Consider the following 25,906-nt stretch of genomic DNA (forward strand, 5'->3'; position numbering starts at 1 on the left):
TTTCCTCCCTTCCGTCAGTTTTGGTAGAACACCCGTTTGGATAGCGCGTAAGTCGAAATCGCCAGAATCACGGTAATCACGATAAAATAGATCCAAGCCATAGCAGCGCTCAAACCGAAATTCAATTGCTGGAACGTAATGTTCTGCATATAACTCGTCACGCCGTTGTTGTAGAAGGAATCGATAATCGAATATACCGTATTCGTTAATATAAGCGGAGTCATCATCGGAAGGGTTATTTTCCAGAACGATTCGTACCCCGTCGCCCCCTCCATCTTGGCCGCTTCATAGAGGGAAGGCGGAATCGATTGGAGGCCGGCCAGGAAGATCATGATTTGCACGCCCGAAGAACTGATAATTTGATAGATTCGGTCGACCGCACCGGTTAAATAGCCTACAATTCCTCGATCCAGTCCCGATTCTAATAACAACGGTCTCAGATCCACGCTCTTGAACCCGGAGAAATTCCCTTCCAAATTGCTGCTTGCGCCGCCCATGAATTGTCCCAGCAAGTTACCAGAGTCCAAACCGGCAATGACTCCCGACGCAAGGACGACCGGCAGGAAGAAGACCGCCCTGGCGAACGCCCTGCCTCTGAATTTCTGCGAAAGCAAAGTCGCGGCAAACAAACTGAAGAAAATGATGAGCGGCACGTTCAGAACCATTTTGGAAATCGCTTCGGTTAGAATACGGTTGAACCAAGGATCGGACTGAAGCGCCGTTTTGTAATTATCAAGTCCGACATTTTGGCTGACGAAACCCGAAGCTTCAATGGTGATTTTACTGTAACTAAAACTTATCGATTGGTAAAGCGGAAGAACCATCAATAGCAGAAAACCAAACAGCCATGGGGAGACGAACAAAAATCCGAATAGTTCTTTTTTCCGTTCCAAGCTGAGCGTCCGCTTTTTTTTCATCGACTTCACCCCACGACCTTATAATTCTCGGCTTCAACCGTCGTACCGTCTACGTCGGCCATTTGGCTTCCATAGTTGACGATTATCGATTTCCCGTTTTCGAAAGTCGTCTTGTAGACGCCTTCCGCAACTTTCAGGTGAGACACGATCGTCTGCCCCCTCACCTGCTTCAACACTTGGTTGACCTCTCCATACGCCGCAATGGCCTCTTGCAGCCAAGCTTCGTATCCATTGGAGAACATTGCATCGTATCCGTAACTATTTTTGATCATATCCTCATTGGAGAGAACTAAGCTGTAGTACACGTTGGAGCCCGTCTCGAGCGACTTCAGCACATTCTTGCGTACATCCTGATCGTCCTGAAGGTTAAAGGCCTTGCCTGCATACTCCACGTAACCGTGAAGAACCATCTGATAGAATGGAACAGATTCGTTGGACAAAATAAACTGATTGCTGTTCAACGGCACATTCAAGACGTGATTGGCGTAGGGGAGAACATATTCGTTACCGCCGTTTACCATTACGCTGGGAGATTGAGCTTTGAGCTCTTTCAATTGCTCCGTAATGATATGTTTGGCATCCTCCCTAGTAACTTCCCTGTTGTGACGGAAATCGGAATCGACTTCGTCTCCCAGATCGCGCAGCGAGATCGCTCCCGGATTGTACTTCTTATAGCCATCTAAGAAGTCTGACACCACGGTCCCGAGAACGCTCGGAGATAAAATGTAATGCGAGAATTTGCTGTAATCCTTCCAATAAGTCGGAGCATCGAATTGATAAACGTCCCGGATTTTCCGCGAAAGAAGCTGAACCGCATCTTTAGAAGGATTGATATTGCCGCCGTAAGCGTGAAGAAAAGCGACATCGGGATACAACTGGCCATTCGTTCCCTTTAATTGTTCAGCCAGCTGTTGCCATTCTTTTTTGCTTCCAAGCGCCGAATCCAGCTTCACTCGCGTAGGCAAGCTATGATTCAGCCCATCATTGAACCAGCCCTTGTATATCAACTGAATATTACGGATTTGTTTGTCGTTGAGCTGACTAATCAGCTCCCGGGCTTTATCGAACGGACTTAACGGCACCAAGGAATGATAGTCGAACCCAAGGAAGTTTTTGCTTTTCGGAATCCCTCCGGTAAGCTCCAGATAGAAGGGTTCGTCGCCTTCGGCCGAAATCTTCTTTAATCCGTATCTATGGGTCAAATAATTGCGGTACGCGGTAGCCATACCCGAGTAGTTAGCCTGATCTCCGTACAAGAAGGAATACCTGACTTGCAATTTACCCCGATAGCTATTATCTGGCATCTTGATCGTCGTCTCGTCATTGGCCAATCTGACGTTATCGCTTGGCAGAATCGTGAACCTGCTGCTGATCGTATTATAGGCATTTACTCTTCCACTCACGTCCGCCGTTATCGTCGCAAGCGCGTCCCCTTCTTCGATGATGCCGAACAAGGCCTCTTCATTTTTCATTATTCCGAATACCGGCAGCCGCGCCGGATAGTAATCGGAATATTTCAACCGCTTATCCAAGGCTCCATCCTCGCCATATAAGGAAACGATGATCGGTTGAGCGTTAATCGTATTGCGTCCGTTGTTTAGATTGATCAGCGATCCGGAACCGTCGGGCACGAGCATGTAACCTTCGTCGCTCTCGTTTCCTGCGCCGAAATTTTCCAGAAGCGCGATCGACTGGATCCGATAAGGCGGAGTCTCCTGAATCGTCGAAGTATCGACCGATGCGATGAGTTGGTCTCCGTCAAGCGCGTACTGTAGCGCCACGGTAAATTTCGCGTCTCCCGATCCTCCGCCATCGACCTTGTTCTCTTGGTTGTCGAGAGTCAAGTCCGCTTCCGTGTAGCCCGCTTGTTTAAACAGATCGATAAGCGTTTGGACAGCCGCTTTAGGAATCTCCCGCCGCTCATAGACATTCGTGGTTTCATCGAGACTAAACCGGGAATCGACTTCGTCTTTTCCGTCTTGGTCCAGCTTGGCCATTACCATCTCTTCTAATCTTGCCTTGCTGATTTTGGTTGGAACCACCTCGTCAAGACCTTTGATCGGACTCCCGAAAAGATAAGTAGCCGTCACGCGATCGGCTTCCTGCTTCACTTCTACTTGTTCGTATTGAACGCTGTCGTTATAACTATCGAACTCTTTCGTGTGGCCGTTACTCGTCAAATACACGAGCGACATCTGCGAAGCAAGTTTCCCCAGATTCGCTCCGGACGCGACCGAATCGTAGTCGCGATCCAACGGATTCGAGCTCCACACCTTCTCGGTTCTCTTATCGAAGATGCCGAATTCGGCTGTTTGCTTATTCATGAGGAACACAAGCGAATCGTTCTCCATCATGGCTTCCATATCCGGTAGATCCGGGTGGGTTTCGATGGTGAAATCGGCGGTTTTCACTTGCGTACCGGACAGGCTGATGTTCGTTGCCGAGTACGCCGGAACCCCCTCCGCCTTCAATCCTCTGTTGCCCAAGTAGATATATCCGGCAACGATAACGACAATGATCAGGAATGATACTATTTTGGTGCGTATTTTCATAGAATCATCCCTCTCCAATCCTAAACATGATCTCTTTGTATACAGTCGATCCGAATGAAAGCATTTCTTGTAACAGTGCGGTAAACAAGAGCCCAATGAAGAGGAAGATGCCGATGACGACCATCGTAAGCCCCATTGTCACGATTGTTTTCTTGATCGTATACTGATGAACTGTTTGCATGCCGACAAAGATCAGCCACAGAAACCAGATTGAAGCGAAATTCTGCATCAACGTATAGAAAGACGCTTCTTTCACCGTAAGGACGTTAGACATTAAAATGAGCGGAATTTGGACGAGTACCAAAGGAATCAGCGCATATCCGGTTACCGTAACGATTTCTTTGAATTTCCCTTCCCCGTTCATCAAAGTCGTCAGCGACCAGTTGGCGATACACCACAGGAAAAACGGCATAATGACAAACTTGACCGCATCCATCGTTTTGGCGTCATAGACCATCACGTCCAAATTAAAAATAAAGCCGGAATATTGCTGCTTCAGGATCATGAGGATGGCGAGAATCAAGAGAAGAACGAGCGCAAGCCATACCCTTCCCTTCTTCTCGTATTTGGCATCCCAAAAGCCCCGAAACGGATGAAAAACGGCCAGCCATGCGGTTCCAACCACCCCTGGCTCTCCGGTTGTCGGCTTGCGGAGACGAAACGCTACGATAATCGCTGCAATACTCCCGAGAATAATGGCCGCTATTGTTCCAAAATGATTCCACATGTAATCTTTACGGTATCGTTCGAAGGCTCGCGAATAATAATCTCGTGATGTCCCGAGCTTAAAATTCCCCATAGCTTCCAGGTTTTTGCCTTCGCGTAATTCCGTTTTCCCAATTCCAAGGTAGGCGAATTCCAAATTGTTATTTAATTTCCTGACCTCTTCCCATGCCGCGGTCGCCTTTATCTCTTCCCCTAAGTCGGTATAGATGGCCGCTTCTTTGATGACCTTGCCGTAACGGGTCGGCTTAAAGACGGTTAATTGGGCGAAGCCTTTGTCCAGAACGATCAGTTGGTCGCCCATCGTGTCGATCTCAACCGGATTACTGAAATTTCCGAATTGTTCTCCGAGAGATCCGAACTGATACAGCAGCTTTCCGTCCCGATCATAGGTAAATATACGGCCGCGAGTACTATCGAGTGCACTGTAGATCCCGTTCGGTTCCACGGCAGCGCTGATGAACTTAGAAGGCCCCATTCGCGAACCGTTAAATCCGACGTGAGCATCACCCGCAATCGGGATATATCCGGAACGTCGAAGCACATCGACCCCGGAAGGATTGAGACGTCGCATCGGCGTACCGAACTCTTCGGCGGAAGTTGCGTAGATAAACCCGTCTTGGTCGATATCGACATTGCTGAACTCGGAAGGAATGAACAGTTCCATTTTACTCCGCTGTTCTTTAGTCGAAATTCGTTTCCAGAACAAATCCATCGGGTCGAACTTTACTTCGCTTAATCCGATGAAACCGGTGAAATTACCGCTCGAACTGAACTGTACGATTCCGTCGTATCCGCCTCTGCTGATGACGTAAACCCGATTGGCCGAATCGACGACCACTTTAACGGGCATGTAGACGAATCCCTCGCGCAGCACATCCGATTTCGGAGCGTCTACTTCCTGAACAAACTGTCCATCAAGCGTCAACACGATAATCCGCTTGCTTCCGGTGTCGGCGATATACATTTCCTGATTATTGTTAATGAAAATACCGCTAGGCTGGTTGAACACTTCCTCCTTGTCTCCGTTCTGGAACGTTTCGATCTCCCGAATCACATTCCAGTCGGAGTCCATGGCAACAATCCGATTGTTTCCCGTATCTACGACATAAATCTCGTTATCTTTCGTGACCGTAAAATCTTCGGGATCCTTGAAGGGGCCGATGTTTAATTGATTTCCATCCACTAGACGATCCGGCAGAAACGGCAGCGGCGCCGCCATCGTATCTCCCCAGAAGGAATAGTTGTATCCTTCGTACGGAGCAGCCAATGTCGTACCTACAGGACCGACCGAGAAGACCAGGAAGAGGAAAAGCATCATTATTTTTTTCATTTTACCCAAGGCAAGCTTCCCCTTTCCTATCAGTCTTTCATACCTGAGGAGGACATCGTTTGAATGATATTGCTTTGCGCGAAAACAAAGATGAGAATCGGAACGGAGATCAACATCAACGTCGCCGCCATAGACGGGCCGATGCGGATAATGCCGCCCGCTAGAATTTGATGCAAAGCGAAGTCGACCGTCTTCAATTGTTCGCTGTAAATATACATGGAGCCGACGGTGCTTCCTGCACCCCAAAGGGATTGGAAGGAAAAAATAATGAGCGTTAACCACGCAGGCTTGACGACGGGCATCACGATATTCCAGAAGATGCGAAACTCGCTGCAGCCATCGATTTGTGCCGCCTCAAGCAAAGCGTCCGGAATGTTCTCCATGAATTGTTTCATGAGATAAAATCCGAGGGACGAGCCGATTGCCGGAATGATGATCGCCCAATACGTATCGATCATGCCAAGCCATGACATTGTCATGTAATTGGTGACCTGAGTAACCGTAGCGGAGAACATGAGCGATAGCACAACGACGGTAAACAGGAAAGTCCTGCCCGGAAACTTCCGTTTGGCTACGGGATACGCAGCCATGGAGGCAATGATCACATGGGCTCCCGTACCTACGATAGCAATAAAGAAGGTGTTAAATACATATCGGGAGAACGGGACCCATGAACCCGACAGCAGATTGTACAAATCGGAAAAGTTGCTCAGAGTCGGCCGCTGCACGAAAAATTTAGGTGGATACGTCAGAATTTCGTCAAGCGGCTTGAATGCGCTGCTGACGACGAATACGAGCGGAAGCGCCATAAAATAACCGAGTGCAGCCAAGAGCAGTACGTTCAATATATTTCCGTACCAAGACCGGTTGACTTTTCTTTTCCCCCAACGGAGCGATTGTAACGCAAGCTTCATCGGTTATTCACCGACTTTCTGCAGCATTTTATTTACCACTAGGTTCGTGCCAAGCATGATTGCGAAGAGAATAGTGGCAATTGCCGAAGCATAACCCATCTCATAGCGGATCGTGCCATAGTCCATCAAATGGGTGACGATGGTGTGGCCGGCATAGTTAACACTCGGGAAACCGGCCATCGTTACCGCCACCTCTGATACCGCGAACGATGCGCTTATTTGCATGACGGCGCCGAACAATAGCATCGGCCTCATCCCTGGCAAGGTAATGAACCACAATTCCTGCCAGCGATTTCGGATGCCGTCGATCGCTCCCGCTTCATACAGCGTCTTGTCCAAGCTTTGCAGTCCCGCAATAAAGGCGAGGAAGCTGGTTCCCAGACTCAGCCAGAGCTGGACAATGATGATAATCAGCATAATATATCGAGGATCTTTCAGCCAGATGATCGGTTCTAAAATAATTCTCCATTTTATCAGGAAAGCATTGATATATCCGTAGGAGTCTCCTCCGAACATCAAGGTCCATACGATGTACGCATTGCCCGATAAGGCAGGAGCATAGAAGACCAAGGTGGCGACCGATCTCATTTTGGGTCCCAAATCGTTGATGACCCAAGCGAGCACAAAACAAATGATATAGCTGGCCGGTCCGGTGATCGCCGCGAAAATGAGCGTATTCTTCAGCGCGATCAGGAATACATCATCCCGTACGAACAGCCGGGCATAGTTTTGCCAGCCAAGCCATGAAGGGAACTCAAGCATATTGAAGTTCGTGAAGCTGACCACAACCGATAAAATAACGGGAACGATCGTAAATAGGAAAAAAATAAGAAAATAAGGTGCGATGAGTAAATATAGCGCCTTTTTCTCCTTCATTTCCTTAAGCTTTAGCTTAAGCGACAGGATAGGAAACCCTCCCTTCTATTGAGTCGGCAGATGGAATTCTTTGCGTTTAATCGTAATCTCTTCATTAATCGTGCGAACATAGTTTTCAAGCGTTTCGCGAGGATCGGAACCTTGATAGAGCACTTCGTAAAATGCGTTCTGCAGATGTCTGGTCAGAGAATACCCGCCGGGTACTGCCGGATATCCTTTTACCCACTTCAATTGCTCTACGAGTTGGTTATAATCATTGGACGACCAGGGCAGCTGTTTTAACGCTTCAAGATTCGCCGCTTCATATCGGCCAGACTCGCCGAGAATCGCTTCGATTTCCCGGCCGAACGATACTTGAGCCTCCGTATCGGTCCACCAATCGATAAACTTCCATGCGGCTTCCTTGTTTTTGGCGTCTTTCAACATGACCGTCCCCGTCGCCGTAGACAATTCTTCCCGATGGATGATGCCATCCTCACCAAGCGTTCCGGGTACGGGCACAAATGCCCATTGGCCCCTGATTTCCGGAGCAAAGATTGTCAGGAAGTTGAAACTCGGATACGAATTGATCCCGATAGGCATCTCTCCGGTTCGGAATCGGTTGATAAAGTTGAATTCGATAGGAAGCTTATAGCTCGTGTATAGCTCAGTCCACTTCCGGAAAGTCTCGATGCCGGACTTCGAATCCAAATCGGTTGCTATGCCGTCCCCTTTGTAGTACTGGCCTCCGCTTTGATATAACATCATTTCAAATGCGGGATAGGTGGGCATTCCGAATTCCATATTGTGCTTCTGCAATTCGGGGATGAGGTGATAGACATCTTCCCACGTTTCCGGAACTTTAAGATTCAATAGTTTAAATACATCCTTACGGTAAAACATCATATCGAACGTTTGTTTTTCCGGAATCGCATAGATACCGTTCTTGAACTTGAATTCTGAGAACGCGCTATCCATGAAACGGTTTTTCACCTGATCGAAATTCGGCATTTGCGAAAGATCCTCAAGCGCATTCCGCATGGCGAAGTTAATGACATCCAACGTCTCGATGGCTACATCCGGTCCCTTACCAGCCAGAACGGCCGGTAAAACCGCTTTCCCGTCCACAAGCTTCAAATCGATCGGGATGCCGGTCTTCGGCGTAAAAGAGGAATCGATCAACGACCGCAGAAGCTGCGCCTGATCCCTACCGCCCGACATCCAGACGGTTACCGGTTCTTGTCCGTTGCCTCCCGTACCTACGCTATTATAATTTTCCGAGAAGGAATTCCAGAAAGAACCCATTTCATGCCCGAGGTTATCGAGGAATCCGGCACCGGCTTTAGGCGTTTTTACATCAGACGACTTCAAAAACAAATAATCGACTTCGAGGGGCTGCTGATTGACAAGCAACATCCAGGTACCTAGAGCGCTAACGTTATCTTTGAACTGCTTTAACCGGTCGGTTAACGTTTCCGGGTTGCTGCTGATGTCGTTCAGTTGATACGCGGTTGTGCGGAGGACCGTGGCATTCTCGCTTTTGCCATTAATCATGCGGTCCATTTCATCGGCAGCATGACTCAGCATTTTGCCTTGCGTGTGCAGCACGCTCACAAGCTCAGGGATTTGCTGTTCTAGCTGATAATCGCGGAACTGATCGGGAGTTGCGCTCGTAATCATAATGACTTTCAAATACAAGGCATTCAGCTGCTGGATACTCGCGCGGACTTTGCGGATGGCATCCGCCAGCTCGCCCATCGAAACCTCCAGTTTGATCGTGTGTTTGCCTTTGGTTAAATAGTAGGAATAGGGCTCATCACCGCCGATCAACTTGACTTGCCATTTCCCTCCGAATTCAAAAGGTACCGTCTCCGCCTCTTTAAAGGGGATTTTATCGTCGATGTAAAGCTTTCTCGTAACATTAACGCCTCTGGCCAAGCTTTGCTTATACCGAAGGCCCAATTGATACAAACCGTCTTCCGGGACATCGATATCCCAGGATATCCATTGGCCGGGAATTTTCCAATTGGCGCCCCCGATCGTGTTCATTCTGATCTTAGATACATGATAAGGTTCCGTAGCTGGACTAGATCGGTCATTTAACGGATACAAGGAAGGATTAGATTTGGCGGAAGCATTCTCGCCCTGAACTTTAATGAAGAGTTCTTTCGTATCTTTTAATCCGAGCTTATCGTTTTGTATCTTCAAATCCGCGTAGGAGGGAATTTGCTCAGCTTGAAATAACTGTATCGTATCGATTACCATCGGTTCCCGGAGGGACAAGAGAGAAATTCGATGTTGACCTTTAGTCATATAGAAAGAGAGCGGCTCGTTGTGATAACCTTCCGGGTCTTTGATCACATCTTGCTGCCACACCGGTTTTTCGATTTGTCTGGGTCGCAGGTCGTTTCCGTTGCCATCTTGTTTAACGCTGGACAGTTCATTGCCCCATACCCGCGAGAAAGAAAGTCTCTTCGCTTCATCGAAAGGGGCGACCCCATCGATCTGCAATTCTCTTTCTATCGGGGAACTGTTGCCTGCAATAGGGAAATACCGGATTCCGATTTGGTACAATCCCTCTTCTTGCACGTCAACGTCCCAGTGGATCGATCCCGATTCTTCGGTTTGTATCACCGGGCCGGATGCGCCTTTGAAGTTATCCAATACGGTCGCGTTCATGTCGTCCGTGCCGGAGAACGATTTCGCATCGATGACCACATTTTCGATTGGACGGGGCGCGTTCGAATATCGGGCAATATACTGTTCATATCGAGGCATTAAGTCTGCTGCTTCAGCTGTTGTCTCCGCAAGATTGTCCGTATTGTCGGCCGATTCCTGGCTTTGCTCCGTTTGGTCCGTATTGCCCGATGCATGATTTCCCGGGGAAAATGCCGCTTTAAACGAGAAAACCAACAAGGCCAAGATGACAATGGCAAGCAATCCTTTATATCGTTTATTTCGCACGCAAACCTCCCCAATCCCTGCTTCTTATAATTTCATAAAAAACGAGGCCCCGATATTCATTGGGCGGGGCCTCGTGTGAAACTGTCAGGCTTGATTTACTTTTTGTTCAAAGTCGTTTCGATATCGGCTATCGCCGTTTGCTTAACTTTCGCTAGCGCCGTTTCCGGTGCAGTTCCCTTCATGGCGATCTCTTTTTGCACCGCGCCGTACCAAGCTGCGCCGGCCATACCCGGAACGAAGAGCGGTCTCCCCAATTCGGTTGCTTTGATCATGTTTTGTACATCTTGCGGGGACGCTACGCCTTGATCTTCGAACAATGCTTTTTTGTTTTTGTCTACGCGATCCCAAAGAATGAGTTCTTCCCAGATCTTCGCGGATTCTTTCGGAGTCTTGACGTTTGTAGGCATATAGTACATCGTAAAATTCTCAACTGCGTTGAAGTAGGTAGCAGATGTAGAGCTCGGACCTTTAGGGAACGGCACGAAGCCTTGATCGTCCGTCATTTCCTTGCGCTCTTTCGCTTCCCAGAGATCGCCAGCTATCATAGCTGCTTTACCCGCGCTGAAGAGTTTTTGCGATCCGGTCCAATCATCGGTACCTTTATTCGGTGCCGCAACTTTGCTCTTGTTGAACAGATCGTTCAAGTAGTTAAGTGCTTCCATCGCTTTTTTGTCGTCGCCGGTATACACATATTTGCCGTTCTTCTGTGTAAGAATATTACCGCCGTTGGAGGAAACGAGAAGACGGGCCAGGATACCTGCATCATTGGTTATGCCCCATTGATCGATTTGTCCGTCGCCGTTCGTATCTTTCGTCGCTTTTATGGCGATATCCTTAAACGCTTTCCAGTCCCATTTGCCTGACTGATACAATTGGTTCGGATCCGGCAAACCGAGTTTCTTAAACATGGTCTTGTTATAATACATTCCCGCGCCTACGTTGATATAGTCCTTAAAGCCGTATGTTTTGCCGTAGATTTTCCCGTAGGTCGTCATGTCTTTCGGCCATTTCTTATCCTTGAAATCGAACAAGTCGTCGACTGGGCGAAGCAATCCTTGCTTAATGGCCGCAGGCGAGAAGTACAAGTCTAATAACATGATGTCGGCTACCGGTTCACCGGCAAGGCCGGCATTCGTTAGCATCTCGATGCTCTTGCCCCAAGGAACGACTTGCCACTTGACCTTTACGTTATACTTCTTCTCGACTTCTTTTTGGCGTGCGAGTCGAAGCGCGCCTTCCTTCGTTTTGTTAGAAGGAACGTCTTCTTTCACCCAAGTCAAGATCGTAAACGTTTTACCTTTCATGTCGATTTTCTTCTCGGCCGCGCTACCGCTGGTGACTACAACCGAAAACATGAGCGCCATAACCAACGCAAACAATGTAAGTGCTTTCATTATTCTCATTAAAGTTAACCCCCCCGATTTGTAAGTGCCTTGCGATAAAAGTAAATCGAGCTTAAAGGATATTCAAACGATTTCTTCTCTAAATTTTTGGCGGAAGCCCTTACTTATATGTAGCCGCAAACCCTACGAACTACAGCACCTCCTTTAACGTTCCTGAAGAGCAGCCTTGCGATCGTTATTATTAATTCGTTTTCATACCATCCGATTAGATAGTATTAATGTTCATAATATATTATAGGCATGCCATTTTAGTCAATGCTTTTGGATAAATAATTCTTTTTTAAATTAATATAAAGAGGATATATTTATTGTAATTAAAGTAGGAATCTCAATAAATGGCTCCTAAAAACCATTTTTCCAGCTCTGCTATTGTTTTTAAATATTACAGACCCCCCTTATATAATGGATACTATTTTCAAAACTTGAAAATAGAATAAATATTTCTTTTCCCGCTGTTGCACAGCGCAAACGAAAAGAAGCGCCTCAACCAATGGTTGGGCGCTCCCCCTAAAGCCGTATCCCTATCTAGCCTGATTGGTAAAATAAATGTTCTGGGGTCAAACGTAGGCCAGACCTGCCGTGTAAGGGAAAGGAACCGGGAACAACGTCTTCAGTCGGATCGGCACTTCCGGCTCTTTAACTTCGGCGCTGGAGCAATCGAAGACGAACTTAATCAGTTCATCCGCCGTTAGACGGATGCGTTGATCGCCTGCTTGTAGTTGCCATGCACCATCTTCCAGCCGAACGATGTTGAGCGCGGACGAAGCCTCGGAATCCCGGGATTCCAACCAAGGACGAAGCTGTTCCATGAGCGCGTTTCCGTCTACGATGTTGATCGTACCCAAATGGTCTTCTTCCGAGTAGGGTAATCCCGCAAGCGCCAACTGATCTTGCAGCTCCGTCTCATACCACGGAACGGGAAAATCCACCCCGGCCACGGGAAAGCTTCTAATTGCTTGTCCGACCAGTCGCATAACCTTATCCGGATCGCCACCGTACTCCAACACGACGCCTCTGCGGCTGAAATCGGCGGCCACTCCGAACACCGCGAACGCCTTCACGATGCCCTCTTCTTCGAAAACCATAATCCGATGCTTCACCTTCATGCAACTGGCGAGCGCTTCGGCTTTCAGAAGGGTGGCCAACTCGTTGACTCCCAGATCATAGCGGACGCAGCGTGCCGATGCGATCTCGTAAAGCGCAAACAGATCGGCATGCTCCATCTCCCTCATCCGTGAGCTTGGCCCTCCTTCCACGCTTAATACCCGGTTGGCCGCCTCTTCATCCCAAGCATATCTCCGGACACGCCCAAAAGGCGCGCACCCGCTTCGGGTGTATAGCTTGCGATAGCCTGACACCAATAGCAGCGAAGCTCCCGCCCGCCGAATATAATCGTATACCGCTCTTAGCACTTCGGTTGCCGTCCCCCGGCCTCTAGCATCGGGATGCGTGCATACCGAGCCCAGCGAGAACACCCGCAAACGAGCATCCCCAATCCGCACGATCCAAGGAACAAGCCCCATGAAAGAAACCAGTTGACCGTTCTCAAAAGCCGCAAACGAAACTTGCATGGAACAATCCGAGAATATAAACGGGAATGCCCCCGCCATCGAAGGCTGTTCCGCATCCCGAAACGTAGCGTCCGCAAGACTGATGGCTTCCTTCATTTCGCTTTTTGTCAACATACGTACATCAGCCATCGGTTTACTCTCCTCATCGTTAAAAACGCTCTATTTTCTTCCTTCCGGCAGATGAGCGGATTGCTCCATTGTTTCGCCGTTGTCGAGCCGCAACCATGTCCGGAAACCGCGTACTCCTTCCTCCAACACGATTACTCTCGCACCTTTCGCTAAGTCCTCTCTCATATAATTGTTGTAACCGGTCTTTCTTCCATAGCCAAGCGAAATCCCAAACATTTCGCCATAGAAATCGCTGTCGTGATCGTGACCCGCGAAGGTTGCGTAAACATTGCCCGCTTGTACCATGGTGGCGAACATTCCCGTATTGATCAGAGGACAACAGACCTGTTCCCGCTTGTGGCCGTAACAGAGATGAAAATCCCACGCGTCATTGTACTCCGGAAGCGGAATATGAAAAAAGGCCATTGCCGGAACCGGAACGCCGCCGTTTTCCCCCGCCAACGACTCAGACTCCCGTGCAAACCAATTGATTTGATCCCTTTGAAAGCCGGCATAACCGCCGATCCTCGCTTCCGCGTAGTCACCGGAATCCATAAAAAATAGCGCGTTAACTAGGTTTCCATCCCGTCCGTTCAACCGAATGATGTAGTTGCCTATTCCCGTTATGGAGTACGGCCCCCTTTCCGTCAGGCTATGTTGAACGCCTGCCAATGAAGCCAACAAGTGCTCGCGGGATATTCGCGCCTCCGAATCATGGTTTCCGAACACGAGGGCCCAAGGCGTCCCGCTTTTTTCCATCGGCCCCACCGCTTCCCGAATCGACTGGCTGGGATCCGTGCAGCATCCATCCTCGATCACATCTCCGGTTACGACAACTAAATCCGGTTGCTCTTCGGCTATTACGCGCTCCATCAGCTCGAGGGTTTTCCGGTTATTGTCACCCCCGTCTGCCCAATGAAGATCCGTAAACTGAACGATTTTAAACTGTCCGTTCGAATTAAAAGTTAAAGAAGCAGCCATCTTACTCTCCCCCCGTTCACCACAGCGATGGACCGGTGCGCCAACTTTTCGATCGACTGCGTGCCTTCTCCAGCAATGTAACTTTCAATCCGGTCATGGAGCGGACGAATCCACTTGTCCGGCAATGCCCCCGCCCCGTTCAGCCATGCGCCTTGAATCCGATCTAAGAGAATGCCGCTATCGGCAACGAATTCTCCGGGAGCTCGGAACCGAGATTCCCTCTCTATTGCCGTCAAGTCAGAAGGCTCAATATACGGGTATCCATCCCTGATCTGGAATTGCGCTTGACCTTGATAAAGCTCGCGGCACTTTGCGGCCAGTTCTTCCGGGGATCCGGTTATGTCGCGCAAATGGCTGGGAATCGAGCTAAGATCCACTCCCTGCTCCTCTAATTGAATAAGCTCATACCCCAAAGTTTCAGACCAATCGATCATATTCATGCCGATAGCCCCTTCTCGCTATTTAATCAAATCTATAAAGTTCTGCAAGGCCGATAGTATTTATTTCGCGATTATCGTAACATATAACCACGCTATAATATCCACCATTTATAAGTTTTTAGAAGGATTTATCCGCTTTTGTATTTATATGTTTGCCTTAGTTAGGTATGATGAAGATGAACTTTGATCATTAGTACGAAGCGGAAAATCATAACCCGGAAAGGATAATAACGATGCTATGGGAAAATTTATCGACCAAACAATTCGAGGAAGCCGTCTTATCTACTAACCGCGTTTGCGTGCTCCCGATCGGTTGCCTTGAAAAGCACGGGGACCATTTACCGCTCGGCACGGATATGATGATTGCTAGAGAGGTTACGGAACAAGCGGCGGAACTTGAGCCTTTCGTCATTTTCCCCTACTATTTATTCGGTCAAGTATCGGAAGTCCGGCATTGGGCGGGCACGGTGGCGATCAGCAGCAAGATGCAGATGATGCTGTTGGGTGAAGTCGTGAAAGAAATCCGGCGTAACGGGTTCGACAAAATCGTCCTCGCGAACGCGCACGGCGGCAATAACTACTGGCTAAGATACTTCGCGCAGACGATGCTGGACGAAAAAAGGGATTATATCGTCTTTACCTACGACTTGTGGGAACTGACGCAAGATCAGTTTCAACACCTCGAAAGCAGCTTCGATACGCCCGGAGATTACGGACACGCGGATCACATGGAAACGTCGCAAATCATGCACATCGATCCCTCTTTGGTGCAGATGGACAAATTGAATCCGGGCGAATGGGATCCGATGGGCAGGGGGGGCTGGATGTCGGAGGAGAAACTATCGGCCGGCATTCACTGGTACACGGAGTACCCGAACCAAATTGCCGGAAATCCCTCTCTCTCTACGGCTGAATACGGCAAGAAGTACATCGAATTCTGCGCGGCCAATTTTGCCAAGGCGGTCAAACGGCTCAAACAGGACGACACCGCGCTGAAGCTTCAGAAAGAGTTCTTCGACAAATGCGACCAAGTATCGAGGATTCATCGAACCGAGTAATACCTACCGATCATGTCAAAGGGAGCGTGTCCATCACCGCGACGGTGAAGACAAACTCCCTTTTTCGTGCAGTCCCTAAGCTTTATTCCGGAAGATCGACCCACTGGTATGGGGTCTCTGCCGCTAGCTTGCCGTATTCGATAATCGTAATGATGGCGATTGTTTCCGACTCGTTTACCGCCGGTATGCCGGATTCGAAAAACGCAACCATCCCTTTAATGAAGGCAGCGAAGAAATCGGATTCCGGTTTGACGGATTTGGCGTTGCCCGACGCATAATTGATGACCAAGCCGAAAGGGCATTCCCAACCAAAATGGCGAATTTCCGCTTGCTGCCCGTCCGCGAACTGAATGAGCAATGCCGGAGAATTGTCCGTCCCGATCCACATGAGACGCCGAGGAGCGCTCCCCATCAAGTAAACGACAGGATCGATCTGGTGGATCGCATAATTCTCAAACCGGCCTGGTCCGATGCTCGCGATCGTTGCGATTCCTTGCCGATCGGTTTCCGTGTATTCCGTCGCGAACCGCAGCGCGGAGCAGGAATACATAGGCGTTCCATGCTTATGCGCGAGGTCGAACAACGACAAGGCTGTTTTTCTGTCGGGCGCAAAGGTTTTATCAATATAAGTCGGCTTACCGGATCGAAGAGGGAGCTGGGAAAGCTCCTCGTGAAATTCCGAATGGTCGGGGGATAAGACGATCAAATAATCGCTTTTCTCGACGACTTCTTCGATCGATCCAAGCAGCTCAATGCCTTTTTTCGCACACCAGTCGGCATTGGAGAGGCCTTCCGGAGAATCGATCTTACCATAAGCGTAGACGACCTTATATTGACCGCCAGACGCTTCTTCAATCCATTCCGGAAATTTCTCCGCATGCCATTCATCTAGAAAATAATCGATAAAACCTACTTTTTTCATCTCGTTTTCCCCAATCCGCTCAAAATTTGATTTCTGAATCGCTTTCGGAAGAATCGTAAATCGCCTGCATGATTTGGGAAGATAAAATGACCGTATCGATGTGAGACGGAAGTTTCTCTCCTGTCCCGATGCACTGCAAAAAGGCATCAACCTCGTTCTGGAACATGTCCTTCGCGTTGAATTTCGGCGTTGTTTCCAGCAAAGCGCCGTTCTGGGCACTGTATAGTTTGAAATCGGAACCATACTGGAGACGGATACCCGCTTTATCGCCCAAGAAATCGATATACATTTCATCGACGCCGATATTCTGAGCCCAAGCGCCGTTCAAGGTGATCGAGGGGCCTTCCGTGCGGATCATAGCGGTGACGAAGTCGTCCACGTCATAGGTCCCTTCGAAGTTGGGTGGTCCCGCCCACATGTTCAAATAGGAATAGTTTTTCATATCGCGTCCCAATTTGCTGTAGGCTTTCCCGGTTACCGTCTTCGGACGCGGGTCGCCCGTGCAGTACATAACGATGTCGAGGAAGTGAACGCCCCAATCGATCAGTGCTCCGCCGCCCGAGATTTCTTTCGTGGTGAACGCTCCGCCAAGACCCGGGATCGAACGCTGGGACCGGAAGCTCGCGTATACATGATAGATCTCGCCCAATTCGCCGTTTTCAATCATGTTCTTGATGATGTTTACTCCGGTATTGAAACGGTTTACGACGCCAATATTAAGCACTTTGCCGGTTTCGTGCTGAACCTTCTGCATTTCCAGCGCGTCGGCGTATGTTCTGGCGGCCGGTTTCTCGCAGAGAACGTTTTTGCCTGCGCGCAGACAGTCGATGGCGATAGAGGAATGAACATTGTTCGGCGTGCAAATCGATACGGCCTCGATTTCCGGATCCGACAGAAGCTCGCTATAATCCGCGATTGCCGTTCCGCAACCGTAATCCTTGACGGCCTTCTCGGCCTTCTCCAGGTTAATATCGCAGAAATATTTAATCTCCGCTTCGTTATTCTTTAGGTAAGCCGGGATATGCGCGGAATTTGCAATCGTACCGCAGCCGATGATAGCGACTTTGATCTTGGACATAGTTCGTACCTCCACGTTTTGTATTCGCTATTAGGGTAACACCAAAGGGATTTATTTTCCACATTTTTTATTTAATTTGGATATTATATTTTTTTAAATGGATATAACCATGCCATCATAGGCGACGATGATATACTCCGGGTTGAATATCGCCGTCAGATCATCATGAAGCAAGCCGATGTTATGAGAAAAATGGGTTACGACCGTTTGTCCCCCGTTCCGGAGAATCCCCGCGTCATTCAGCCGATTTCGAATAGCGAGTACCGCTTCGATATTCAGATGGCTTCCGGTAAACGGAAGATTCCCGTTCGTGCAGTCGAGGATCGCCAAGTCCAGCTTCCGGCTCGCCAGCCAGCTCCAGGTCTCTTCCGGAAGAAGGCCGGTATCATGCCCGTAAAAGATGCTCTTACCGTCTTTCTCAATATAATAGAGCAGGCAAGTTTCGTCCGGATCATGATTAGCGGGCAACGCCGTTACGAGTGTCGTCCCCGTATCCACGGTCTCGAACGGCAAAATCCGCCGGATCGAAATGTGCTCGGCGCCGGGTCTTCCGACCGCTTCCCGACATTTACGGACAACGGCGTCATGTCCGTAAACGCGCAGCGGATGATCCAGTCCATGCGCGTAGACAGGCAGTCTCATTTCCAAATCTTCCGCTCTCAGATGATCCGAATGGGTGTGGGTCACAAACAAGTCCTTCACCAATCCGAGATCGATCCGGTCGCGCAGAACGTGATGCAGCGTATCCGGAGGGAAGTCGATTTTCAGCGTATCGTCGATAATGGCGGAGCTTCGCGTGCGGATGTTCTTGCCGCCTAGTTCCCTAGCCTTGGCGCAATGCGGACAGCGACAGAACAAGGCTGGCCATCCTTCCGCTGCTGAGGTGCCCAGAAAATGTATCTTCATGCTTGTTTCCGGTATTGCCGGATGAACTGCACGGCCTTCCGGATATCCTCTTCCGGGCTGGTCCCGACCTCGCGCTCGATCGTTAGATAGCCGTTATACCCGATATCTTGAAGAGCCTGGAAGTACTCATCGAACTTCACGCCCCCTTCTCCGAGCGGAACCTCCTTGAAAGCTTCGCCGGATGCGACCATCTCGGCGATCTTCCCGTGGTCCATCGGTTCGAAGCCAAGAGCCCCGTATACTTCGCGCGGATCGACTTCCTTGAAACGGACCCCGTCTTTGACATGCGTATGTACGATATAATCTTTTAACAATTTAACTCCTTGCACGGGGTCGTCTCCGGTTACCATGACCATATTCGCGGGATCGAAATTGACGGATACGCCTTTGGTACTTAACGTATCGAGGAACGCCTTGAGATGCGCCGCGCGCTCCGGTCCGGTCTCGATCGCGAAGTACGCTCCCATGCCGGTCGCATAGCGGCTCAGTTCCTCGCATGCTGACTGCATGGACTCATACACGGCATTATGTTCGCTCGGGACGATGCCGATGTGGGTCGTCACGACGTTCGTGCCCAACTCTACGGCCAGATCCAGAATGCGCTTTGACTTCTCCACTTTCAACGCGTTGGCGGCGCCGTCCTGAAACCCGTGTCCTCCCAGATCGCCGCAGAGCGCGGAAATGTCGAGACCGAGAGACTCGATATACTTCTTCAACTCTTTACGTGCCGGTCCGGATAAGCTCTCGGGATCCATCTCTCCGCTCACCGCATAAATCTGGACTCCTTCGGCACCGACTTCTTTGGCTTTGAGCAGCGCTTCTCGCACCGGCAAACGAAAGCTGTCCGCGATGACTCCGATTTTGTTCGTCAATTTCAACGTAATTCCTCCCTGCTATTTTCATTAAAAATCGCCATGGTACCATATTTGAGCGGCGGCCCCGATCACACCCGCATCCGCGCCGACATAAGCGGGAAGAAGCTTGCATGCTTTATACATGGCAGTCGAAGTTCGAGCTTGTACCGCCTGATCCAGTCTTTCGAAAAAGACGCGCCCCGTTTCCGACACGCCCCCTCCGATGATAACCGCTTCGGGATTAAACATATGAATGAACCCTGCGATAGCTGCTCCAAGTGCCCGGATGACCTGATCCATCACCTCGGCGGCAAGAGGTTCGCCTTGTAGCCATGCTTGAATGATGCTCCTGGAATTCGCTTCCCAGCCGTGCTCAGCCGAGCTTCCTTCGAGCGCAATGCTGCCTAATCTGGCAATTCCCGTACCCGATGCATACAACTCGATGCAGCCATTATTGCCACAGCTGCCGCAACGCGGACCATTGAAATCGACCGATACGTGCCCCAATTCTCCGGCTCCGCCGAAATATCCGCGCACGAGTTGACCGGCTTCCACGATAGCTCCTCCGAGGCCGGTTCCCAAAGCCAAGCAGACAAAACTGTTATAATTTCGGCCTGCGCCGAAGACCTTCTCCGCAACCGCGATTACATTCACGTCATTATCGACGTACACCGGCTTGCGGAAACGTTGCTCCACGTCTCTCCTGATTTCCGTTCCGGTCCACCCCGGCATCGTATCTCCGGCGAATTCGACCGCCCCCGTCCGGAAATTGATTTGGCCTGCGCTACCGATGCCAATCCCCTCTATCTCGTTCAAAGAAGGGTATAAAGACGCCAGCGCGTCAATGCCGATCATCACTTTGTCCATGACCTGCTTCGGCCCAAGGTGCGCTTCGGTCGGAATCAAGTGCCTATGCACGATCCGCCCTTCCGGATCGACCGTCGCAAACTGAATTTTCGTTCCCCCGATATCTACCCCTATTGAATGTTTCATTGCTGCCGACACTCCTTTACGACATGTTCATTCCTGCTTCGCGACTTCATCCGGCCAGTGGGTTTGAATTCCTTCCCGATCCAACAGCTCCAAGAACGAGCTCAGATGGTCGCTATCGGCACGCACCTCATGCGGCGTAATTCCATTCTTAATCGCATAAGCGGCTAGGTACCCCGCGGATTCGCCGATATTCCACTCCGTCGGATGAAGGCGGTAACATCCGTTGGCGATCTGGGTCGTCCCAATGTTCTTGCAAGCCGGGAGCACATTTTTGACCCGAATCGGCAGCAATGCGCCCAGCGGAATTTCATAAGGATAACTGGGAATGTAGCACATCCGGTTGGTCCGGGTCGTCGGATGAAGGTCCAGATGATAACTGCCTACCCCGACGCTGTCCTCGTACCTGCGAATTCCCCGATCTCCGCGCACCTCCCGGCTGACGTCGTTTTCCGTAACGGTCTGTACGGCTTTGATCCGCCTTGACTCCCTAATATACGGATACTTGGCCAATCCGTCTTCCGTCCCTAGAACATCCTTACGAAGCCTTATGCCGGGATAACCCTTGCCTCCGTCGGGACGGGGCGCTTCCGTCTGCAGCCAGTATACGAGCGAGAGGCTAAGTTGCCTCGCTCCTAACAAATTCACAAGTCTCTCTTCCTCCGAAACCTCATAAACGGGGCCGAGGAAATAATCGTTTTGGCTCCAGTTCACCAAAGTGATATCGCTTTCGTAGAAAGCAGCCTCATATAAGGAAGCGTCTATAATTCTCCGATATGTCCATAAAGGCATCGGTTCGATTCCATCCGGCATAAAGACGATTTCTCTCATCTCATCCGTTGCGCTCACATCCGGGATGACCCAACTTAGCAACGGATGACGGGAGAAGCCTGGCACGAACGTCCGCCAGAAATCGTACTGCTCCGGTTTTCCGATCGTGTGGTCTTCGCCTTCCGCGTAGTCGAGAGCGAACACGTGCGTAATCGATTGAATATCGAGCGGATCCGCGATATCCGGCGCATGGGGTTCCCCGGTCTCGCTACGCGCCTCGGCTCCCGTAACATATTCGATGCCTGCAAGTGGAAGTAAATCACCGCACTCCGTGGCATCCAAGAAGCTCGCTGCCGTAAGCGTCACCCGTGAGCCCGTAGACTCATTAAAGACCGTTACCGAGTTTACGAAGTCTCCGTTCGCATCGGCCTTTACCGGTCGGAATCCTAGGTACAAGAGGATACGCCCGTTACTCGTGTAGGGCGCAAGCATATCTTCAATTACCCGCAGCGAGACCTTCGGTTCATGACAAAGCCGGCTGACCCACCCGTTGCCTGGATTCAGTCTTTCGTTAAGGGACGGCTCTTCCTTCAGAGGATAATTATCCTTATAATAACGCCGGACCCGTTCGCGGAATTCCCGATAAGTACGCGTACAACCGAAGCTCTCGATCCATCGATGCTCATCCGGCGGAACAGCCTGGCTGGTCAATTGACCTCCGAGCCAGTCCGTCTCCTCCGTGAGAATGACGTGAAGACCGCTTTTTGCGGCAGCCAATGCGGCCATGCAGCCGCCTAACCCTCCACCCAACACTACGATATCTGCCGATGTTTTCATATGCGTCCCTTTCAATTGCAGAGATTATTATGCTATTATCGTATCACGTAATAAATAATTACTCCACTATTTATTTTGTAATAGAACAAAAAATCCACCATTGAAAGGAGTTAATTTCCAGCAAAAAAGAAGGAAAGATCCTAAGACCTTTCCCTTGCCAAATTCGTATTTTAGTAAAGCTTGTCCGCCACTGAGATCGCCGTCTTTTCCAACGAATCCTTCGCTGTTTCCCTTTTCATGGTGAGCAAGGTAGTCAAAATATTGAGCAAATGAATTTGCGCGTATTTCGTGGACAATGCCCCGCCCTCCATGGGCATTTCCCTGGAAGGCATCAGCAGCACCGTATCGGCGTGAGCGGCAATCGGGGAACGAAGATGACTCGTTAGGCAGATCACGTCCGCTCCGTTCTTTTTGGCTTGACGGATCGGATCCACCAAGTCCCGCGTACTCCCAGACGTCGATATGCCGAATACTAGGTCGCCCTTCTTCACCAATGCGGCGGACATCGCAATGATATGCGCGTCCCTGTGGGCTTCTACGTTCATCCCGATCCGCATCAGTCGGTAATGGAGATCCAACGCCGTAATGCCGGAGGAGCCTACTCCGTAGACGTATATCTTATTGGCGGCGAGAATTTTATTCACCGCCGCTTGAAGATTGTCCGCGTTCACGAGATCCAGCGTGTTTTTCAGCAACATCTCGTGTTTAATCGTCACTTTGCGGGCTACGGTCATTAAATCGTCATCATCTTCGATATCGGTGTTCGACACGGAGTGCGGCCGGTCCACCAAATCCTGAGCGACCGACAATTTGAACTCATGGAACCCGCGGAAGCCTAATTTCCTCGAGAAACGGATGACCGAAGTTTCGCCTACGCCGGCTTGTTCGGATAAATCCGTGACTGTGGCCAGTACCGCTTCCTCCGGGTTATTCCGAACGACGTCCGCTACTTTCTTCTCCGCTTTCGTGAGGGAAGAATAAATGCTCGATATCATAAGAAGCGTATTCGATTGATTTAGCTTTGTCCCTAATCTAGACATCTTCTACCACCGCTTTTCATCGATTTTCATAGTTAAAGGATAGTTGATTACGCAGGGATTGACAAGTCGTTAACAACAGAGCAATTATTTACTTCATGAAATATAAAGGAAAACTCCACTATTTAACGAACTGAACTAACATAAGGAGACATTCATTATCCTAGGAGGAATTCGCCTGAAAACCCAGATATACACTTTCAATGACGCCTGGACCGAATGGCTTCAAGGCAGCAAGTTTCCGGTGGCGTTCTTCGGAGACAGTACGATCGACGGCGTCAACACCACGGACTGGCAAGCCAATACGGTTGGAATGGACAGCATCTCGCCTAATTCCTTCTCCAAGAAACTGGAGGGAATTCTAAGGAAAGCGACCGGAAATGAAGCGTTGCGCATCTATAACGCGGGATTCAGCGGTCAAATCGCCAGTTGGGCAAGTGCTAATCTGGAACCGTTATTTGGTCCGACCTCCGCCTATGCGGACGTAAAGATGATCGGGATCGGCTTCGGAATCAATGACCGGCTGATGTATCCGAACGAGAAAGCATACAGGGACGGTTTCGAGGGGCATATTCGGGACATCATCGAATGGTGTTATTCGAAACGTATTCAACCCTTTCTTCTGACTACCCAAGCGATTCTGCAGCCGGGAGTCATGACGATCTACGCCGATGAATATCCCATGAGAACGAACGGACATATCGATTCCGTGGCCAACGAAGTGAAGCGGGAGCTCGCGGAGGAATACCGTTTGCCTTTAATCGATATGAGCCGGTTGACCGAGAGATTTCTATTGTATTCTTCATATAGTTCTCAAAGCATCATTTCGGACCGTCTTCATTTCGGAGATGTCGGACATCAATACGAGGCGGAGTTGCTGTTTGCCCGTCTCTGTCCCATGACTCTCGCGATCGAAGGGTATGCCAAAATCGACTACTCCACCCAAAGGATTTCGAATTGCGTTCCGGAAGATTGGTTGACGATGCCTGAAGAGCCGAAGGATCCCTTCAAGGTATACGTCGATTATTCGAAGGCTGAAAACTCGGACACGAAGATCATGACGGCATGGGTGTTCGTAGACTCCACGAGAGCGTTGACCTTAAAAGCGTTCAAAGGAACGCCTTCTTCGAGCACTTATTTGAAAATAAACGGAGTGACCTTGGCACTGAAGGAAACGGAAACTAACGCAGGCGTTTTGGATCTGGGCCTTCATCGCCTGGAGGTGTTCTCCGGAGTATCCACTCATCTCGATTTCAAAGGATTCATTATCGAGTAGAAACAAGTAAGAAGCCGGTGCAGCGATTGCACCGGCTTCTTACTTGTTTCAAGATGTGGGTTCCAAAAACCGAATACTATCCCAGAAACCTGCCAAATCAGGTTTTCAAATACATGTCACCTCTCCTCTTCTGGAAATGGATCGGCGTCGTCAAACGGTTTTCTCCAAGACTATCCCAAAGTACGTCCGCAAAGCCTCATCGTATTCCCTCTTGCTCTGCGGAGTAAATACGCGGACACCGTTGGATGTAAAGATGCGGAACTCCTCGCCGGCAATGGTATTGCGCCCCTCTTGCGTCCGTACGGCGAGCATGCTGTCGCGGATGAAAATGGAGTCGGGAGCGTTCTCGCACCAAAAGGTGGCCATTTCGAAGTCTTTCGGCAGCTGCGGTTCCTCGGTGAAGGAGTACAGCCATTCCCATTGCTCGTGCTTATACTCACATAATACCCAACCAAAGTAGGGATCCCGTTTCAGAACATACCGCTCGTCTTCCTGATCGTGCTTAAGACCTTCAATTATTTGGATTGGCCTGCGCGGCACGATCCCTCCTACGCCCACATCGCAAAGATAAGAATCATCCCCAACGTCAACCTTCAGGACATGATGACGCCTTTTTGGAGGCGTATTCGGTTCATCCCGCCAGAACCGCGCCATGAAATCCGTCACCGGGTATCCTAACTCCCGCAAAAGCCACCCAAACAGGGCATTAAGTTCAAAACAATACCCGCCGCGGCGGCGAACAACGATTTTGTCGAAAAGCTTTGGGATTCCCAGCGATAACGGAATCCGATGCACAATATCCAGATTCTCGTATGGGACCGCATGCAGATGACGTTCCTGCAGCATAGCAAGAGTTTCCGCGCTCCCATCCAGCGGACCCGTAAAACCGATCCGATCGAGGTAAGATTGAACTTTCGGCTTCAAGCCATCCTTCCGCTCAGTCATGGATCATTCAACTCCTTTGATTCTAGTCTATTTGTAATTTTCGCGCTTCGAAACTTCCGTCAGGTCTCCAACCGGAATAATCGATAGCGGCAGAACCATTTAGCTTATCGACGAGTCCCAGTGTCGCTATTCCGTTCTCTATCTCCGGTAAACCGGATCGGTTTAACACTGGCTTCATGCATATGCCATTTTACCGTACCGACAGAGATGTCGAGAGCTTGGGCGATTTCGCCTTGTTTAAAGCCATCATAGTAATACATGACAACAATTCGGCGATGAATGCTAGATAGGAAGGTGATTCCCGGCGCAATGTCCGGTAGGCTTCGATTTCAAGCAGATGGTCAAGAGGAATCGGATCCGGATCGGCTAGCCAATCGGACACCCCGTTGATTTCGATGGACTTGGGAGCGTGCGCACGCTTTTTCACCCAATGGACCCAAGTATATCGGGCGACCGTCCAAATATAAGCCT

General features: G+C 49.8%; 21 protein-coding genes. 2 read left to right on the top strand and 19 right to left on the bottom strand.

All coding sequences use genetic code 11. The annotated features are described in order from the left end of the window. Positions 1–14: 14 nt before the first annotated feature. From ACFPQ4_RS01265 to ACFPQ4_RS01310, 10 genes are all read right to left on the bottom strand, one after another. Positions 15–917 (bottom strand): carbohydrate ABC transporter permease, encoded by a 903-nt coding sequence (locus ACFPQ4_RS01265; RefSeq protein WP_378109902.1) that lies wholly within the window; start codon positions 915–917, stop codon positions 15–17. A 5-nt stretch (positions 918–922) separates the two neighbouring features. Next, a complete protein-coding gene (locus ACFPQ4_RS01270; protein ID WP_378109903.1) occupies positions 923–3,469 on the bottom strand; it encodes a DUF5696 domain-containing protein in 2,547 nt (848 codons plus the stop codon). 4 nt (positions 3,470–3,473) lie between these two features. Next, complete coding sequence (locus ACFPQ4_RS01275) at positions 3,474–5,525, bottom strand: YIP1 family protein (RefSeq protein ID WP_378109970.1); 2,052 nt, start codon at positions 5,523–5,525, stop codon at positions 3,474–3,476. Positions 5,526–5,554: 29 nt separating this feature from the next. Next, entirely contained in the window at positions 5,555–6,439 is an 885-nt protein-coding gene (locus tag ACFPQ4_RS01280; protein ID WP_378109904.1) for a carbohydrate ABC transporter permease, read from the bottom strand. A gap of 3 nt (positions 6,440–6,442) precedes the next feature. Next, positions 6,443–7,315, bottom strand: a complete 873-nt coding sequence (locus ACFPQ4_RS01285; protein WP_378109906.1) for a carbohydrate ABC transporter permease — start codon at positions 7,313–7,315, stop codon at positions 6,443–6,445. A gap of 45 nt (positions 7,316–7,360) precedes the next feature. After that, entirely contained in the window at positions 7,361–10,258 is a 2,898-nt protein-coding gene (locus tag ACFPQ4_RS01290) for an extracellular solute-binding protein (protein ID WP_378109907.1), read from the bottom strand. A gap of 95 nt (positions 10,259–10,353) precedes the next feature. Then, positions 10,354–11,661: an ABC transporter substrate-binding protein gene (locus ACFPQ4_RS01295; RefSeq protein ID WP_378109908.1), complete on the bottom strand. Its 1,308-nt coding sequence runs from the start codon at positions 11,659–11,661 to the stop codon at positions 10,354–10,356. A gap of 557 nt (positions 11,662–12,218) precedes the next feature. Then, positions 12,219–13,361 (bottom strand): GNAT family N-acetyltransferase, encoded by a 1,143-nt coding sequence (locus ACFPQ4_RS01300; protein ID WP_378109909.1) that lies wholly within the window; start codon positions 13,359–13,361, stop codon positions 12,219–12,221. Between the two features lie 30 nt (positions 13,362–13,391). Further along, positions 13,392–14,321, bottom strand: coding sequence for a metallophosphoesterase family protein (locus ACFPQ4_RS01305; protein ID WP_378109910.1), 930 nt, complete (start codon positions 14,319–14,321; stop codon positions 13,392–13,394). After that, the gene (locus ACFPQ4_RS01310) at positions 14,306–14,761 is read right to left on the bottom strand and encodes a hypothetical protein (RefSeq protein ID WP_378109911.1); all 456 of its coding nucleotides are present in this window, start codon (positions 14,759–14,761) and stop codon (positions 14,306–14,308) included. Before ACFPQ4_RS01310 ends, ACFPQ4_RS01305 begins: the two co-directional genes overlap by 16 nt. Before the next feature lie 233 nt (positions 14,762–14,994). Between ACFPQ4_RS01310 and ACFPQ4_RS01315 the strand changes: the two genes are divergently transcribed. After that, positions 14,995–15,819, top strand: a complete 825-nt coding sequence (locus ACFPQ4_RS01315) for a creatininase family protein (protein WP_378109912.1) — start codon at positions 14,995–14,997, stop codon at positions 15,817–15,819. Between the two features lie 82 nt (positions 15,820–15,901). On the opposite strand, the gene ACFPQ4_RS01320 is transcribed toward ACFPQ4_RS01315, so the two are convergent. From ACFPQ4_RS01320 to ACFPQ4_RS01350, 7 genes are all read right to left on the bottom strand, one after another. Further along, positions 15,902–16,741 carry a Gfo/Idh/MocA family oxidoreductase gene (locus ACFPQ4_RS01320; RefSeq protein WP_378109913.1) on the bottom strand — a complete coding sequence of 280 codons (840 nt, stop codon included), beginning with the start codon at positions 16,739–16,741 and terminating at the stop codon, positions 15,902–15,904. A 19-nt stretch (positions 16,742–16,760) separates the two neighbouring features. Beyond that, positions 16,761–17,819: a Gfo/Idh/MocA family protein gene (locus ACFPQ4_RS01325; RefSeq protein WP_378109914.1), complete on the bottom strand. Its 1,059-nt coding sequence runs from the start codon at positions 17,817–17,819 to the stop codon at positions 16,761–16,763. Between the two features lie 93 nt (positions 17,820–17,912). Further along, positions 17,913–18,677 carry an MBL fold metallo-hydrolase gene (locus tag ACFPQ4_RS01330; RefSeq protein ID WP_378109915.1) on the bottom strand — a complete coding sequence of 255 codons (765 nt, stop codon included), beginning with the start codon at positions 18,675–18,677 and terminating at the stop codon, positions 17,913–17,915. Between the two features lie 44 nt (positions 18,678–18,721). Beyond that, positions 18,722–19,603, bottom strand: coding sequence for a sugar phosphate isomerase/epimerase family protein (locus ACFPQ4_RS01335; protein ID WP_378109916.1), 882 nt, complete (start codon positions 19,601–19,603; stop codon positions 18,722–18,724). Positions 19,604–19,627: 24 nt separating this feature from the next. Beyond that, positions 19,628–20,572 carry an ROK family protein gene (locus ACFPQ4_RS01340; RefSeq protein WP_378109917.1) on the bottom strand — a complete coding sequence of 315 codons (945 nt, stop codon included), beginning with the start codon at positions 20,570–20,572 and terminating at the stop codon, positions 19,628–19,630. Between the two features lie 27 nt (positions 20,573–20,599). Beyond that, on the bottom strand, positions 20,600–22,177 hold the full coding sequence (locus ACFPQ4_RS01345) for an FAD-dependent oxidoreductase (protein WP_378109918.1): 1,578 nt from the start codon (positions 22,175–22,177) through the stop codon (positions 20,600–20,602). A gap of 170 nt (positions 22,178–22,347) precedes the next feature. Next, the gene (locus tag ACFPQ4_RS01350) at positions 22,348–23,217 is read right to left on the bottom strand and encodes a MurR/RpiR family transcriptional regulator (protein WP_378109919.1); all 870 of its coding nucleotides are present in this window, start codon (positions 23,215–23,217) and stop codon (positions 22,348–22,350) included. A 241-nt stretch (positions 23,218–23,458) separates the two neighbouring features. On the opposite strand from ACFPQ4_RS01350, the gene ACFPQ4_RS01355 reads away from it, so the two are divergent. After that, positions 23,459–24,490 carry an SGNH/GDSL hydrolase family protein gene (locus ACFPQ4_RS01355; RefSeq protein WP_378109920.1) on the top strand — a complete coding sequence of 344 codons (1,032 nt, stop codon included), beginning with the start codon at positions 23,459–23,461 and terminating at the stop codon, positions 24,488–24,490. 150 nt (positions 24,491–24,640) lie between these two features. On the opposite strand, the gene ACFPQ4_RS01360 is transcribed toward ACFPQ4_RS01355, so the two are convergent. Together ACFPQ4_RS01360 and ACFPQ4_RS01365 are read right to left on the bottom strand one after the other, a co-directional pair. Beyond that, positions 24,641–25,435, bottom strand: a complete 795-nt coding sequence (locus ACFPQ4_RS01360; protein WP_378109921.1) for an arylamine N-acetyltransferase family protein — start codon at positions 25,433–25,435, stop codon at positions 24,641–24,643. Between the two features lie 104 nt (positions 25,436–25,539). Beyond that, complete coding sequence (locus tag ACFPQ4_RS01365; RefSeq protein WP_378109971.1) at positions 25,540–25,746, bottom strand: RNA polymerase sigma factor; 207 nt, start codon at positions 25,744–25,746, stop codon at positions 25,540–25,542. Between the last annotated feature and the right edge of the window lie 160 nt (positions 25,747–25,906).

The organism is Cohnella yongneupensis (genome assembly GCF_042655785.1).
Classification (GTDB): domain Bacteria; phylum Bacillota; class Bacilli; order Paenibacillales; family Paenibacillaceae; genus Cohnella; species Cohnella yongneupensis.